Source organism: Pseudomonas sp. GM18 (assembly GCF_000282195.1).
Lineage (GTDB): Bacteria > Pseudomonadota > Gammaproteobacteria > Pseudomonadales > Pseudomonadaceae > Aquipseudomonas.
In genome coordinates this window covers 1-15247 of sequence record NZ_AKJT01000023.1, presented here as the reverse complement: position 1 = coordinate 15247, position 15247 = coordinate 1, and the positions used below count along the sequence as shown (strand labels likewise).

Sequence of the window (15247 nt, the reverse complement as noted above, 5' to 3'; positions counted from 1 at the left end):
GGAGATCCAATCATGGCTTTCAATATGCGCAACCGCAGCCTGCTCTCGCTGATGCACCACACCACTCGCGAGCTGCACTACTTGCTGGACCTGTCCCGCGACCTCAAACGCGCTAAATACACCGGCACCGAGCGTCCGCACCTGCAAGGCAAGAACATCGCGCTGATCTTCGAAAAAACCTCGACCCGCACCCGGTGCGCCTTCGAAGTCGCGGCCCATGACCAGGGCGCCCACGTCACTTACATCGACCCGGTGTCATCGCAGATCGGCCACAAGGAAAGCATGAAAGACACCGCCCGCGTGCTGGGGCGGATGTTCGACGCCATCGAGTACCGCGGCTTCGAACAGGAAATCGTCGAAGAGCTGGCCAAGTTCGCCGGCGTACCGGTGTTCAACGGCCTGACCGCTGAGTTCCACCCGACGCAAATGATCGCCGACACCCTGACCATGCGCGAACACAGCGACAAACCGCTGCACGACATCAGCTACGCCTACCTCGGCGATGCGCGCTACAACATGGGCAACTCGTTGCTGATGATCGGTGCCAAACTCGGCATGGACGTACGCATCGCCGCACCGAAAGCGCTGTGGCCGCATCAGGACTTCATCGATCAGTGCAAAGCCTTCGCCGAAGAGAGCGGCGCGCGCATCACCATCACCGAAGACCCGAAAGCAGCGGTCAAGGGCGTGGACTTCATCCACACCGACATCTGGGTGTCGATGGGCGAGCCGGTGGAAGCGTGGGACGAACGCATCGAGCAACTGCTGCCGTACCAGGTCAACGCCAACATGATGAAGGCCTCGGGCAACCCGCGCGTGAAATTCATGCACTGTTTGCCGGCATTCCACAACAGCGAAACCAAGGTCGGAAAAGACATCGCCGCGCGCTATCCGCACTTGGCCAACGGGGTTGAAGTGACGGAAGAAGTCTTCGAGTCGCCGGCCAACATCGCCTTCGAGCAAGCGGAAAACCGCATGCACACCATCAAGGCGATTCTGGTGTCGGCGTTGGCGGATATCTAACGGCTGATGCGGTGATCGTTCCCACGCTGATGATCGTTCCCACGCTCTGCGTGGGAATGCATCCAGTGACGCTCCGCGTCACATGGGACGCGGAGCGTCCCGGGCGGCATTCCCACGGGGACCGTGGGAACGATCATCAGGGAGATCAGATCGCCCGCCCCTATTTAGAAGGACTGCATTATGCGTATCGTCGTTGCTCTGGGCGGTAACGCCCTGCTCCGCCGGGGTGAACCCCTGACCGCGGACAACCAGCGCGCCAACATCCGGATCGCCACCGAACAGATCGCCAAGGTCTACCCCGGCAACCAATTGGTAATCGCCCACGGCAATGGTCCGCAGGTTGGCCTGTTGTCGCTGCAAGCGGCGGCCTATACCCAGGTTTCTCCTTACCCGCTCGACGTACTCGGCGCCGAAACCGAAGGCATGATCGGCTACATCATCGAACAGGAACTGGGCAACCTGCTGGACTTCGAAGTCCCGTTCGCCACCCTGCTGACCCAGGTCGAAGTCGACGCCAACGACCCGGCCTTCCAGAACCCCAGCAAACCCATCGGCCCGGTCTACTCCAAAGCCGAGGCAGAGAAACTCGCCGCCGAAAAAGGCTGGACCATCGCCCCGGACGGCGACAAATTCCGGCGCGTGGTCGCCAGCCCGAAACCCAAACGCATCTTCGAAATCCGCCCGATCAAGTGGCTGCTGGACAAAAGCAGCATCGTGATTTGCGCCGGGGGCGGCGGCATTCCGACGATGTACGACGCCAGCGGCAAGCTCCAGGGCGTGGAAGCGGTGATCGACAAGGACCTGTGCTCGGCGCTGCTGGCCGAACAGCTGGAAAGCGATCTACTGGTGATTGCCACTGACGTCAATGCCGCCTACATCGACTTCGGCCAACCCACGCAGAAAGCCATCGCCCAGGCCCACCCGGATGAAATGGAAAAACTCGGCTTCGCCGCCGGCTCCATGGGACCAAAGGTCCAGGCGGCCTGCGAGTTCGCCCGCCATACTGGGAAAGTCGCGGTGATCGGTTCACTCGCGGACATCGAAGCGATCGTCCAGGGCAAGGCCGGCACCCGTATCAGCACAGCGACGCCTGGTATCAGCTATCAATAGAAAGAAACGAATAGAAAGAAACGAATAGAAAGAAACGCAGGGGGACAGGTGTGGGGTCTGCCCTGATTCAAGGCCTTTTTTGAAGGAGAGACGCCAATGGCTACGTTTGAACCCGGTCATCTGCACATCGAGCGTCACGCGCTGAACAAGGACGACTTCAGCTACAACCTGCACATCAAATACGAAATCGCCCAGGATCCCAAGGAAGGCAAAGGCATGCTCTTCAGGCTGCATGGCTCGGTCGAGGGCAAAGAGCTGGATGAATCGTTCTACCTGCCCAAGGACCAGGCCTTCGACTTCGCCCGCCACGCCACGCGTATCGCACAAAAGTATGGCCTGCCCAAGACAACCAACATCGGCGCGATGCACAAGTATTACGACGAGATGTTTGAAGACGTGCGGGCACAGCTCCACGTCAAGTCCGGCGACCCGGTAAAACCTGAACACCTGGGATAACGCTGGGAAGATCTAAAGATCGCAGCTATCGGCAACTCCTGCGCCGAACGTATTCCCTTGTAGGAGCGAGGTCTTGCCCGCGAAGCGTTTGGCGGTATTGAGGGCCTCCTCGCTCCGACAATTAGAACGCGCATTTCACCTGAGGCCCGCCCCAAGGCATACTTGCCACCCTCCGCACTCCAGAACCAAACTGCCCATGCGCATCCACGTCAGTTTCATCGACCGCGTCGGTATCACCCAGGAAGTCCTGGCCCTGCTCGGTGGGCGCAATCTCAATCTGGATGCGGTGGAAATGGTGCCGCCCAACGTCTACATCGACGCCCCGACCTTGAGCCCGGCCGTGCTCGAAGAGCTGCGCGATGCGCTGTTCAACGTGCGTGGCGTGCAAGCGGTGACGGTGGTCGACATCCTTCCCGGCCAGCGCCGGCACTTGCAGCTCGACGCGTTGCTCGCCGCCATGACCGACCCGGTGCTGGCCCTGGACAGTGCAGGCAAAGTGCTGCTGGCCAACCCGGCGCTGATTGCCCTGTACGGCCGCGAACCGGCGGGTGAGAGCATCAGCGAGCTGTTCGCCGACCCGGCGCTGCTCGACACATTGCTGGAAAACGGCTTCCGCCTGCCGCTGCGCGAAATCACCGTCAACGGTCAAACCCTGCTGCTGGACGCCACGCCGATCACCGACGCCGGCGCCCTGCTGACTCTGTATCAACCGAACCGCATCGGTGAACGCCTCTCGGCGCTGCACCACGATCACGCTGAAGGCTTCGATGCCCTGCTCGGCGAATCGCCGGCGATTCGTACGCTCAAGGCTCGCGCCCAGCGGGTCGCCGCCCTTGATGCACCGTTGCTGATCCAGGGTGAAACCGGCACCGGCAAAGAACTGGTGGCCCGTGCCTGCCACGCCATCAGCGCCCGCCACGGTTCGCCGTTCCTGGCCTTGAACTGCGCGGCACTGCCGGAAAACCTCGCCGAAAGCGAACTGTTCGGCTACGCCCCCGGCGCCTTCACCGGCGCGCAACGGGGCGGCAAGCCGGGGCTGATGGAACTGGCCAACCAGGGCACGGTATTTCTCGACGAGATCGGCGAGATGTCGCCGTATTTGCAGGCGAAATTGCTGCGTTTTCTCAACGACGGCAGCTTTCGTCGGGTCGGTGGCGACCGCGAAGTGAAGGTCAACGTGCGGATCCTCAGCGCGACCCACCGCAATCTGGAAAAAATGGTCAGCGAAGGCGCCTTCCGTGAAGACCTGTTCTATCGCCTCAACGTGCTGAATGTCGAAGTCCCGCCCCTGCGCGAGCGCGGCCAGGACATTCTGCTGCTGGCGCGCTACTTCATGCAGCAGGCCTGCGCGCAGATCCAGCGCCCGGTCTGCCGTCTGGCCCCGGGCACCTACCCGGCGCTGCTGGGCAACCGTTGGCCGGGCAACGTGCGGCAACTGCAGAACGTGATCTTCCGCGCCGCGGCGATTTGCGAAAGCAGCCTGGTGGACATCGGCGACCTCGACATTGCTGGCACCTCCGTGGCGCGCCAGAGCGATACCGAGGTCGACAGCCTCGAACAGGCCATGGAAGAGTTCGAGAAAGATCTGCTGGAAAAGCTCTACGTCAGCTACCCCTCCACCCGCCAACTGGCCAGCCGCCTGCAAACCTCCCACACCGCGATTGCCCATCGGTTGCGCAAGTACGGGATTCCCAATAAGCCCCTGTAGTTGCGTAATGCCTTGATCGTTCCCACGCTCTGCGTGGGAATGCAGCCCGGGCTTCAAAACCGTGCTCAAAAGCGACCCCCATCTGTACTGAAAGCGCTACAGTGGAATGATATCGATACACCCTCTCCCGATCAGCGCTGTGCAAGGCTTTGATCCACCTAGGCTTTTTTCTTTGCTTCAAGCTGTAGCGATTTCGCTACAGCCTGTCCATTCCAGCAATTCGACAAAACCAATAACTTATTGATTTACAAAGAATAAATAACATTGGCCGCGATTTTGCTTAGCTTCTTATAAAAAAGCAGCACCCATAAAACAGGGCATTGCCCCAGCATTCCACCGCGTCCACCAGACGAGTCTGGCCCCCTTAGGAGTTTCCATGAGCGAGTTGCGTTTTACTGAAGATCACGAATGGCTGCGCACCGAAGCTGACGGCACCATTACGGTCGGCATCACCGCTTTCGCGCAGAACGCACTGGGCGACGTGGTTTTCGTACAACTGCCTGAGCTGCAGAGCTACGACAAAGGCGCAGAAGCCGCCACCGTGGAATCGGTAAAAGCCGCCAGCGGCGTGTACATGCCACTGGATGGTGAAGTGCTGGAAGTGAACCCGGCGCTGGACAGCAGCCCTGAACTGGTCAACGAAGATCCGCTGGGCGAAGGCTGGTTCTTCCGCTTCCAGCCAACCGACGCCTCGGCTGTCGGCCAACTGCTGGATCAAGACGCTTACGACCGTCTGATCAAAGCCCAAGCCTGAGGAGCGCCGACATGACTCAAGTCAATCTGACGACCGCCAACGAATTCATCACCCGCCACATCGGCCCGCGTGCAGGCGACGAGCAAGCCATGCTCAACAGCCTCGGCTTCGACTCCCTGGAAGCCCTGAGCGCCAGCGTCATTCCCGACAGCATCAAAGGCACCAGCGTCCTCGGCCTCGAAGACGGCCTGAGCGAAGCCGATGCCCTGGCGTTGATCAAATCCATCGCCGGCAAAAACCAGCTGTTCAAGACCTACATCGGTCAGGGCTACTACGGCACTCACACGCCGTCGCCGATCCTGCGCAACCTGCTGGAAAACCCGGCCTGGTACACCGCTTACACCCCGTACCAGCCAGAAATTTCCCAGGGCCGTCTCGAAGCGCTGTTGAACTTCCAGACCCTGATCAGCGACCTGACCGGCCTGCCGATCGCCAACGCCTCGTTGCTCGACGAAGCCACCGCCGCTGCCGAAGCGATGACCTTCTGCAAACGCCTGAGCAAGAACAAGGGCAGCCACGCCTTCTTCGCCTCCGTTCATTGCCACCCGCAAACCCTCGACGTTTTGCGCACCCGTGCCGAGCCACTGGGCATCGACGTGGTCGTTGGCGACGAGCGTGAACTGACCGACGTGACGCCGTTCTTCGGCGCCTTGTTGCAATACCCCGCCAGCAACGGTGACGTGTTCGACTACCGCGAACTGACCGAGCGCTTCCACGCGGCTAACGCGCTGGTCGCGGTCGCTGCTGACCTGCTGGCCCTGACCGTGCTGACCCCGCCGGGCGAATTCGGCGCCGACGTGGCCATCGGCAGCGCACAACGCTTCGGCGTGCCGCTGGGCTTCGGTGGCCCGCACGCGGCGTACTTCTCCACCAAGGATGCGTTCAAGCGCGACATGCCGGGCCGTCTGGTCGGCGTTTCCGTGGATCGTTTCGGCAAGCCGGCCCTGCGCCTGGCCATGCAGACCCGCGAGCAACATATCCGCCGCGAGAAAGCCACCAGCAACATCTGCACCGCTCAGGTGCTGTTGGCCAACATCGCCAGCATGTACGCCGTGTACCACGGCCCGAAAGGCCTGACGCAAATCGCCAATCGCATTCATCACCTGACCGCGATCCTCGCCAAAGGCTTGAGCGCACTGGGCCTGAGCGTCGAGCAAGCCAGCTTCTTCGACACCTTGACGATTAAAACCGGCGCACAAACGGCGGCCCTGCACGACAAGGCTCGCGCACAGAAGATCAACTTGCGCGTGGTCGATGCTGAGCGTCTGGGCCTGTCCCTCGACGAAACCAGCAGCCAGGCTGACGTCGAAACCCTGTGGAGCCTGCTGGCCGACGGCAAGGCACTGCCGGACTTCGCTGCATTGGCCGCGAACATTGCAAGCACCATCCCGGCTGCATTGGTTCGCCAATCGCCAATCCTCAGCCACCCAGTGTTCAACCGTTATCACTCCGAAACCGAGCTGATGCGCTACCTGCGCAAATTGGCGGACAAGGACCTGGCCCTGGATCGCACCATGATCCCGCTGGGTTCCTGCACCATGAAACTCAACGCCGCCAGCGAAATGATCCCGGTGACCTGGGCTGAATTCGGTGCCCTGCACCCGTTCGCCCCGGCCGAACAAAGCGCCGGCTATCAGCAGCTGACCGATGAATTGGAAGCGATGCTCTGCGCCGCCACCGGTTACGACTCGATCTCCCTGCAACCGAACGCCGGTTCCCAGGGTGAATACGCCGGTCTGCTAGCGATCCGTGCCTACCATCAGAGCCGTGGCGAAGACCGTCGCGACATCTGCCTGATCCCGTCGTCCGCTCACGGCACCAACCCGGCCACCGCCAACATGGCCGGCATGCGCGTGGTTGTGACCGCCTGCGATGCCCGCGGCAACGTCGACATCGAAGACCTGCGTGCCAAGGCCATCGAGCACCGCGAACACCTCGCTGCGCTGATGATCACTTACCCGTCGACCCACGGTGTGTTCGAAGAAGGCATCCGCGAAATCTGCGGCATCATTCACGACAACGGCGGCCAGGTTTACATCGATGGCGCGAACATGAACGCCATGGTCGGCCTTTGCGCACCGGGTAAGTTCGGCGGCGACGTATCGCACCTGAACCTGCACAAAACCTTCTGCATCCCACACGGCGGTGGCGGCCCGGGCGTCGGCCCGATTGGCGTCAAGTCGCACCTGACGCCGTTCCTGCCGGGCCACGCCCAGATGGAACGCAAGGAAGGCGCAGTCTGCGCGGCACCGTTCGGCAGCGCGAGCATTCTGCCGATCACCTGGATGTACATTCGAATGATGGGTGGCGCCGGCCTCAAGCGCGCTTCGCAACTGGCGATCCTGAATGCCAACTACATTTCCCGTCGCCTCGAAGAGCACTATCCAGTCCTCTACACCGGCAGCAACGGTCTGGTGGCGCACGAATGCATCCTCGACCTGCGTCCGCTGAAAGACAGCAGCGGCATCAGCGTCGATGACGTGGCCAAGCGTCTGATCGACTTCGGCTTCCACGCCCCGACCATGTCGTTCCCGGTGGCCGGCACGTTGATGATCGAGCCGACCGAAAGCGAATCCAAGGAAGAACTGGACCGCTTCTGCGACGCCATGATCCGCATCCGCGAAGAAATCCGCGCGGTGGAAAACGGCACGCTGGACAAGGATGACAACCCGCTGAAAAACGCCCCGCACACCGCTGCGGAAATCGTCGGCGAGTGGACTCACCCGTACAGCCGCGAGCAAGCCGTTTACCCGGTAGCGTCGCTGATCGAAGCCAAGTACTGGCCACCGGTCGGTCGCGTCGACAACGTGTTTGGCGATCGCAACCTGGTCTGCGCCTGCCCGTCGATCGAAAGCTACGCTTAAACCTGTACAACAATGATCGTTCCCACGCTCTGCGTGGGAACGATCGATCTGTGTCGATCCTCATAACAAGAAACCGGAGAACAACCATGTCGTTAAGCGTGTTCGACCTGTTCAAGATTGGCATCGGCCCCTCCAGCTCTCACACCGTTGGCCCGATGCGTGCCGCTGCGCGCTTCGCCGAAGGGTTGCGCCGTGAAGGGCTGCTGACAGCAACCACCTGCGTCAAAGTCGAGCTCTACGGCTCGCTCGGCGCCACCGGCAAAGGCCACGGCAGCGACAAGGCCGTATTGCTGGGCCTGGAAGGCGAACACCCGGACACCGTGGACACCGAAACCGTCACTACCCGCCTGCAAGAGATTCGCAGCAGCGGTCGCTTGAACCTGCTCGGTGAACACAGCATCGCGTTCAACGAGAAAGAACACCTGGCGATGATTCGTAAACCGTTGGCCTATCACCCCAATGGCATGATCTTTCGCGCATTCGACGCCGCGGGCCTGCAAGTCCGCAGCCGCGAGTACTACTCGGTCGGCGGTGGCTTCGTGGTCGATGAAGACGCTGCCGGCGCCGACCGCATCGTCGAAGACGCCACGCCCCTGACCTTCCCGTTCAAAAGCGCCAAGGACCTGCTTGGTCACTGCAGCACCTACGGTTTATCGATCAGTCAGGTGATGCTGACCAACGAAAGCGCCTGGCGCCCGGAAGCGGAAACCCGCGCCGGGCTGCTGAAAATCTGGCAAGTGATGCAGGACTGCGTCGCCGCTGGTTGCCGCAACGAAGGCATCCTGCCCGGCGGGCTGAAGGTCAAGCGTCGGGCCGCGGCGCTGCATCGGCAACTGTGCAAAAACCCGGAATCGTCGCTGCGCGATCCGCTGTCAGTGCTGGACTGGGTCAACCTGTACGCCCTGGCGGTCAACGAAGAAAACGCCAACGGCGGACGCGTAGTCACTGCGCCCACCAATGGTGCAGCCGGCATCATCCCGGCAGTCTTGCATTACTACATGCGCTTTATTCCCGGAGCGAATGACGACGGCGTGGTGCGTTTTCTGCTGACCGCGGCGGCGATCGGCATTCTGTACAAGGAAAACGCCTCGATCTCCGGCGCCGAAGTCGGCTGTCAGGGCGAGGTCGGCGTTGCCTGTTCCATGGCGGCCGGCGCCTTGTGCGAAGTGCTCGGCGGCACAGTGCAGCAGGTGGAAAACGCGGCCGAAATCGGCATGGAACACAACCTCGGCCTGACCTGCGACCCAATTGGCGGGCTGGTGCAAGTGCCTTGCATCGAGCGCAACGCCATGGGTTCGGTCAAGGCCATCAATGCGGTGCGCATGGCGCTGCGCGGCGACGGTCAGCACTACGTCTCCCTCGACAAGGTCATCCGCACCATGCGCCAGACCGGTGCCGACATGAAAAGCAAATACAAGGAAACCGCCCGTGGCGGTTTGGCGGTCAACATTATCGAGTGCTGATGCGCGCATCGGCACTATTTTCAGGAGCTGGATATGTCCACCGAACAATTGTTGAAAACTCCGTTGCACGCACTGCACCTCGAACTCGGCGCCCGCATGGTGCCGTTCGCCGGCTATGACATGCCGGTGCAATACCCGCTGGGCGTGATGAAAGAACACCAGCACACCCGTGATCAGGCCGGGCTGTTCGACGTTTCGCACATGGGCCAGATCCGCCTGACCGGCGCCAATGCAGCCAAAGCCCTGGAAACCCTGGTGCCGGTGGACATCATCGACCTGCCGGTGGGCATGCAGCGCTACGCGATGTTCACCAACGAGGCCGGTGGCATCCTCGACGACCTGATGGTCGCCAACCTCGGTAACGACGAACTGTTCCTGGTGGTCAACGCCGCCTGCAAGGACCAGGATCTGGCGCACCTGCGCAAACACATCGGCGACCAGTGCACCATCGAACCGCTGTTCGAAGAGCGCGCACTGCTGGCGTTGCAAGGCCCGGCCGCCGTCACCGTGCTCGCACGCCTGGCGCCGGAAGTTGCGAAGATGACCTTCATGCAATTCACCCGCGTGAAGCTGTTGGGCGTGGACTGCTTTGTCAGCCGTTCGGGCTACACCGGTGAAGACGGTTACGAAATCTCCGTACCGACGGCCAACGCCGAAGCGCTGGCTCGCGCCCTGCTGGCCGAACCGGAAGTCGCGGCCATCGGCCTCGGCGCCCGCGATTCCCTGCGCCTGGAAGCCGGCCTGTGCCTGTACGGCCACGACATGAACACCGAAACCACGCCGATCGAAGCAAGCCTGCTGTGGGCCATCTCCAAGCCTCGACGTGCCGATGGCGCGCGGGCCGGCGGCTTCCCTGGCGCCGAAACGGTGTTCGCCCAGCAGCAAGCCGGTGTCAGCCGCAAGCGCGTTGGCCTGCTGCCGCAGGAACGTACACCGGTGCGTGAAGGTGCAGAGATCGTCAACGAAGCCGGCGAAATCATCGGCAGCGTGTGCAGCGGCGGCTTCGGTCCGACCCTGGGCGGTCCTTTGGCCATGGGTTACCTCGACAGCGCTTATACCGTTTTGGAAACACCAGTTTGGGCCATTGTGCGTGGGAAAAAGGTGCCTTTGCTTGTAAGCAAAATGCCATTTGTTCCACAACGCTACTATCGTGGCTGATTGACTGTTTCTATAAGTAACGCGGTTGCGTTAACAGTGCACTAATCTGTAACGCAACCGCCATAAAATAGTGCATATGCTTCGTTTATGAACGTTACTTATAACAATCGAAAACCAATGAACAACGCGATCGAATAAGCCCGCACTAGTGGCCACTCTAATTGCCATCAACCTGAGGAAATCCGGGCCTTCGCGGGGCTTGTTTTTTCTCCCGTAGTTGGCGTAGAGTTTGTTCACTGTGTTTGCATGGGTCGCTTGGAAATCGTGACCTGGGCAGTAGCCTACAAGTTAGCTACATCCCGTTCGACGTCTTCTTACTCTCCTGCAACCAGCCCCAGTACTCTTTCACGAGAAGGAGACTGTCATTCATTTTTGCGTCAAAGGAAATAAGAAATGTCCCAACGTCAGAGCGGTACCGTCAAGTGGTTTAACGACGAGAAAGGTTTTGGTTTTATCACTCCAGAAAGCGGTCCGGATCTGTTCGTGCATTTCCGCGCTATTCAGGGCAACGGCTTCAAGAGCCTGAAAGAAGGCCAGAAAGTGACGTTCGTTGCTGTGCAAGGCCAGAAAGGCATGCAGGCTGACGAAGTACAAGCAGAAGGCTAATCTTCTGTTACGAAAAAGCCCCTGATGCTGACATCAGGGGCTTTTTTGTGCGCGCAAATCCGTAAAATGGCTTCTTTTTCCGTTCAGAGGCAGCCATGTCGAAACACCTGCTCAACCCCCAAGGCGACTTCCCCGCCGTAGGCCTGGGTCGTCGCCTGGCAGCGATGTTCTACGACTTCCTGCTGTGCACTGCCCTGCTGATCGTCACCAGCGGCATCTACAAGATGATCCAGATGGCAATCATCGGCGAAGACCGAATGCGCACCCTGACCGAAGCCGGCGCGCTGGACGGTGACCCACTGCTGTCGACGGTGCTGCTGTTCGTGCTGTTCGGCTTCTTCGCCAAGTTCTGGACCTGGTCGGGCCAGACCCTGGGCATGCAGGTGTGGTGCATCCGCGTACAAAACGCCGACGGCTCATCCATCAGCCTGTGGCAGGCGCTGCTGCGCTTTGTGGTGTCGATCGCGTCCTGGCTATGCCTCGGGCTGGGGTTCTTCTGGTCGATGTTCGACAAACAGAAGCGCAGCTGGCACGACATCTATTCCAATACCCAGTTAGTGCGGATTCCGAAGAAGACCAAGTAACTGTGGCGAGGGAGCTTGCTCCCGCTGGGGTGCGAAGCGCCCCTGAATGCGGCTGCTGCGCAACCGAACGGGAGCAAGCTCCCTCGCCACAACAGCTCTCGCCACAGTAAGTGTCAGGCGTTACCCGCCAGCTTCATCCGCGCCGCCTGTGTGAAATCGAGCATGCGCTTCAACGGCCGAATCGCCTGCGGAATCAACGCCGGGTCGACGAAGATCTCATTGGTACCCTCACGCAAGCTCTTCAGCGTGCGCTCAAGGGTGTTCATCGCCATCCACGGGCAATGCGCGCAACTGCGGCAAGCCGCGCCGTTACCGGCCGTAGGCGCTTCGATAAAGACCTTGTCCGGGCACAGCTGCTGCATCTTGTAGAAGATGCCACGGTCGGTGGCGACGATCAGAGTCTTGTTCGGCAGGCTTTGCGCAGCAGCAATCAGCTGACTTGTGGAACCCACCGCGTCGGCCAATTCGATCACGGCGGTCGGCGACTCCGGATGCACCAGAATGGCCGCGTCCGGGTACAGCGCTTTCATGTCTTCGAGCTGCTTGGCCTTGAACTCTTCGTGAACGATGCAGGCACCGTCCCACAGCAGCATGTCGGCGCCGGTCTTGCGCTGGATGTAAGTGCCCAGGTGCTTGTCCGGGCCCCAGATAATGGTTTCGCCGTTATCCATCAGGCTTTCGACGATTTCCAGCGCGCAACTGGAAGTCACCACCCAATCCGCCCGGGCTTTGACTGCCGCCGAGGTGTTGGCATACACCACCACCGTGCGTTCCGGGTGCTGATCGCAGAACGCCGAGAACTCGTCCACCGGGCAACCCAGGTCCAGCGAGCAGGTCGCTTCCAGGGTCGGCATCAGCACACGCTTTTCAGGGTTGAGGATTTTCGCGGTTTCGCCCATGAATTTCACACCGGCAACCACTACGGTCTTGGCCGGATGGGCATTGCCGAAGCGGGCCATCTCCAGAGAGTCGGAGACGCAGCCACCGGTTTCTTCGGCCAGGGCCTGAATGACTGGATCGCAATAGAAGTGGGCAACCAGCACCGCGTCTTGAGCCTTGAGCTCGGCTGCGATGGCTGTGCGGTAATAAGCCTCCTCCTCGGCCGTCAGCGGCTTGGGCTGCTTGGCGTCGAGGTGGGCTTGAACCAGAAGGCGTTCGGAAATCTGCGTCATGTTCGCAAGACCTGCAGGCGCTTTCGCGCGAAAGTCGAGTATACACCCGGCTCCGGACCCTTCGGGGTACCGCCGGGAGAGTGAGTATTCATCAGGCACGGACAGCGTTGAAGCTGCGCAAGGCTACAGAATATCCGGTGGATGCAAAAGATGATTCTGACCTGCGTCACGCAGAGCGATCCCGGACGGGGACAACCTCAAATCGCGGGCAAAAAAAAACCCGGAAATCCTCACTTACGTGGGCCTTCCAGATTTTTTAAAATGGTGGGTCGTGTGGGATTCGAACCTACGACCAATTGGTTAAAAGCCAACTGCTCTACCAACTGAGCTAACGACCCGCTGTGTGGTGGCGCGTATAATACTGATTTTTAAGGACTATTCAACACCTAATTTGAAATAAATCAAAAATAAGGTGTCGGGTCGCTGATTCCGGCCGCCGCAAAGCCTTCTGCACGCAGACGGCAGCTGTCGCATTTACCGCACGCACGGCCGTTATCGTCCGCCTGATAGCAGGAAACGGTCAGCCCGTAATCGACGCCAAGCTTCACGCCTGCCTGAACGATCTGCGCCTTGCTCAGGTTCTGCAGGGGGGCCTGGATACGGAAGCCATTCCCTTCTACACCGGCCTTGGTCGCCAGATTAGCCATGCGCTCGAACGCTTCGATGAACTCGGGACGGCAATCCGGGTAACCGGAATAATCCACCGCGTTTACACCGATAAAGATGTCACGCGCGCCCAGCACTTCGGCCCAGCCCAACGCCAGGGACAGAAACACCGTGTTGCGCGCCGGCACGTAGGTCACCGGAATGCCTTCACTCGGCGCCTCCGGCACGTCGATGGAACTGTCGGTCAGGGCCGAGCCACCGATACCGTTCAGGTTCAGGCCAATCACCTTGTGCTCGACCACACCCAGGTCGCGGGCGACACGCTCGGCGGCATGCAGTTCAGCACGGTGGCGCTGACCGTAATCGAAGCTCATGGTGTAGCAGCTATAGCCTTCGGCACGGGCCATGGCCACGACCGTCGCCGAGTCGAGGCCGCCGGACAGCAGGATGACCGCACGTTTTTCAGCAGTGTTCAGTGGTTCAGTCATTTCAGCGCCCCGGCTCGTCATTCCAAAGATATTTATGCAGCTGCAATTGCAGACGCACAGGCAGATTGTCCGCCACCACCCAGTCCGCCAGATCACGCGCATTAAGGTCATGGTGGCTCGGCGAGAACAGGACTTCGCCGGCACGCTCGCTCAAACCGTACTGAATCAGCTTGGACACAGCCCAGTCATAGTCTTCCCGCGAGCAGATGACAAACTTCACCTGATCGTTGGGCGTGAGCAGTTCGATGTTCTCGTAGCGGTTGCGGTGGGCTTCTTTCGAACCCGGGGTTTTCAGGTCGACGACGCGACTGACCCGTGGATCGACCGCCGAGATATCCAGCGCGCCGCTGGTTTCCAGCGACACTTCGTAACCGGCGTCACACAACTGCTTGAGCAAGGGAATGGCATTGGGTTGCGCCAGGGGCTCGCCGCCCGTGACACAGACGTAACGCGGGCGAAAACCGGCCACTTGCTCGAGGATGTCCTCGAGGGTGCGAATGGTGCCGCCAGTGAACGCGTAGGCGCTGTCGCAGTATTGGCAACGCAATGGGCAACCGGTCAGGCGCACAAAAACAGTGGGCAGCCCGGCAGTCCGCGTTTCACCCTGCAACGAGTAGAAAACTTCGGTGATTCTCAATGTGTCTTGCATAGTCGCCACGGGCGTAACAGCTAAACAGGCTGTCCGCCTCCGTCAGGCACTTCAAGGAACCCCGCCAACGCGCAGATCCCAAAAAGCGTGTTTCATAAAAAGGGGATGAATTCTAACGAAAAAACCCGCGATAGGCGCGGGTTTCTTCAAAACAGGTAGCTATTTCTACAAGCTTACAGCCTTACATGCGCTGCAAGTCGCGTTGTGCCAGCTGAGCGGCGGAAGTGCCCGGATACTGGGACACAACCTGCTGCAGAATACCTTTGACCCGATCGGTATGACCGAGGCGGCGCTCTACATCAGCGAGCTTGTACAGCGAATCAGGCACTTTAGGGTGCTTGGGGTACAGCTGCGAAACCTTGGCAAATGCCTGACCTGCACCTTGCAGATCGCCTTTGGCCAGGTTCACTTCACCCAACCAGTACTGGGCGTTACCCGCGTATTGGCTGTTGGGGTATTTGCGCAGGAATGCGGCGAAAGCCTGGCTGGCCTTGTCGAAATCCTTGGCTTTGATCAGGTCGAAGGCTGCATCGTAATACAGTTTTTCCTTCGCCGGATCAGCCGGTTCGCCACCCGCGGCTGGCGCTGGGGCTTGAGCGGCTGCCG

Annotated in this window: 14 protein-coding genes and 1 tRNA gene; 10 read left to right on the top strand and 5 right to left on the bottom strand. The window is 60.3% G+C overall.

The genetic code is table 11. The features are described 5' to 3' along the window. Nucleotides 1-12: 12 nt before the first annotated feature. From PMI21_RS23485 to PMI21_RS23530, 10 genes are all read left to right on the top strand, one after another. On the top strand, nucleotides 13-1023 hold the full coding sequence (locus PMI21_RS23485) for an ornithine carbamoyltransferase (protein ID WP_007934694.1): 1011 nt from the start codon (nucleotides 13-15) through the stop codon (nucleotides 1021-1023). 180 nt (nucleotides 1024-1203) lie between these two features. After that, nucleotides 1204-2133, top strand: a complete 930-nt coding sequence (gene arcC / locus PMI21_RS23490) for a carbamate kinase (RefSeq protein ID WP_007934691.1) — start codon at nucleotides 1204-1206, stop codon at nucleotides 2131-2133. Nucleotides 2134-2229: 96 nt separating this feature from the next. After that, on the top strand, nucleotides 2230-2589 hold the full coding sequence (locus PMI21_RS23495; protein WP_007934689.1) for a DUF5064 family protein: 360 nt from the start codon (nucleotides 2230-2232) through the stop codon (nucleotides 2587-2589). 196 nt (nucleotides 2590-2785) lie between these two features. Further along, the gene (locus PMI21_RS23500) at nucleotides 2786-4297 is read left to right on the top strand and encodes a sigma-54-dependent transcriptional regulator (RefSeq protein WP_007934688.1); all 1512 of its coding nucleotides are present in this window, start codon (nucleotides 2786-2788) and stop codon (nucleotides 4295-4297) included. A gap of 376 nt (nucleotides 4298-4673) precedes the next feature. Then, nucleotides 4674-5051: a glycine cleavage system protein GcvH gene (gcvH, locus tag PMI21_RS23505; RefSeq protein WP_007934687.1), complete on the top strand. Its 378-nt coding sequence runs from the start codon at nucleotides 4674-4676 to the stop codon at nucleotides 5049-5051. An 11-nt stretch (nucleotides 5052-5062) separates the two neighbouring features. After that, nucleotides 5063-7915 carry an aminomethyl-transferring glycine dehydrogenase gene (gene gcvP, locus PMI21_RS23510; protein WP_007934686.1) on the top strand — a complete coding sequence of 951 codons (2853 nt, stop codon included), beginning with the start codon at nucleotides 5063-5065 and terminating at the stop codon, nucleotides 7913-7915. A gap of 86 nt (nucleotides 7916-8001) precedes the next feature. Then, nucleotides 8002-9378, top strand: coding sequence for an L-serine ammonia-lyase (locus tag PMI21_RS23515; protein ID WP_007934685.1), 1377 nt, complete (start codon nucleotides 8002-8004; stop codon nucleotides 9376-9378). Between the two features lie 33 nt (nucleotides 9379-9411). Further along, nucleotides 9412-10536: a glycine cleavage system aminomethyltransferase GcvT gene (gene gcvT, locus PMI21_RS23520; protein WP_007934684.1), complete on the top strand. Its 1125-nt coding sequence runs from the start codon at nucleotides 9412-9414 to the stop codon at nucleotides 10534-10536. A gap of 393 nt (nucleotides 10537-10929) precedes the next feature. Further along, entirely contained in the window at nucleotides 10930-11142 is a 213-nt protein-coding gene (locus PMI21_RS23525) for a cold-shock protein (RefSeq protein WP_007934683.1), read from the top strand. A 95-nt stretch (nucleotides 11143-11237) separates the two neighbouring features. Next, nucleotides 11238-11726 carry an RDD family protein gene (locus tag PMI21_RS23530; RefSeq protein WP_007934681.1) on the top strand — a complete coding sequence of 163 codons (489 nt, stop codon included), beginning with the start codon at nucleotides 11238-11240 and terminating at the stop codon, nucleotides 11724-11726. Nucleotides 11727-11839: 113 nt separating this feature from the next. Here PMI21_RS23530 and nadA read toward each other — a convergent pair whose 3' ends face one another. From nadA to ybgF, 5 genes are all read right to left on the bottom strand, one after another. Further along, nucleotides 11840-12898 (bottom strand): quinolinate synthase NadA, encoded by a 1059-nt coding sequence (nadA, locus tag PMI21_RS23535; protein WP_007934679.1) that lies wholly within the window; start codon nucleotides 12896-12898, stop codon nucleotides 11840-11842. A 262-nt stretch (nucleotides 12899-13160) separates the two neighbouring features. After that, nucleotides 13161-13236 (bottom strand) — tRNA-Lys (locus PMI21_RS23540). Between the two features lie 63 nt (nucleotides 13237-13299). Beyond that, nucleotides 13300-13992 (bottom strand): 7-cyano-7-deazaguanine synthase QueC, encoded by a 693-nt coding sequence (gene queC / locus PMI21_RS23545; RefSeq protein WP_007934677.1) that lies wholly within the window; start codon nucleotides 13990-13992, stop codon nucleotides 13300-13302. A 1-nt stretch (nucleotide 13993) separates the two neighbouring features. Next, nucleotides 13994-14641, bottom strand: coding sequence for a 7-carboxy-7-deazaguanine synthase QueE (gene queE / locus PMI21_RS23550; protein WP_007934675.1), 648 nt, complete (start codon nucleotides 14639-14641; stop codon nucleotides 13994-13996). A gap of 181 nt (nucleotides 14642-14822) precedes the next feature. Then, nucleotides 14823-15247 (bottom strand): tol-pal system protein YbgF (ybgF, locus tag PMI21_RS23555; RefSeq protein ID WP_007934674.1); only part of this gene is annotated, 425 nt, incomplete at its 5' end.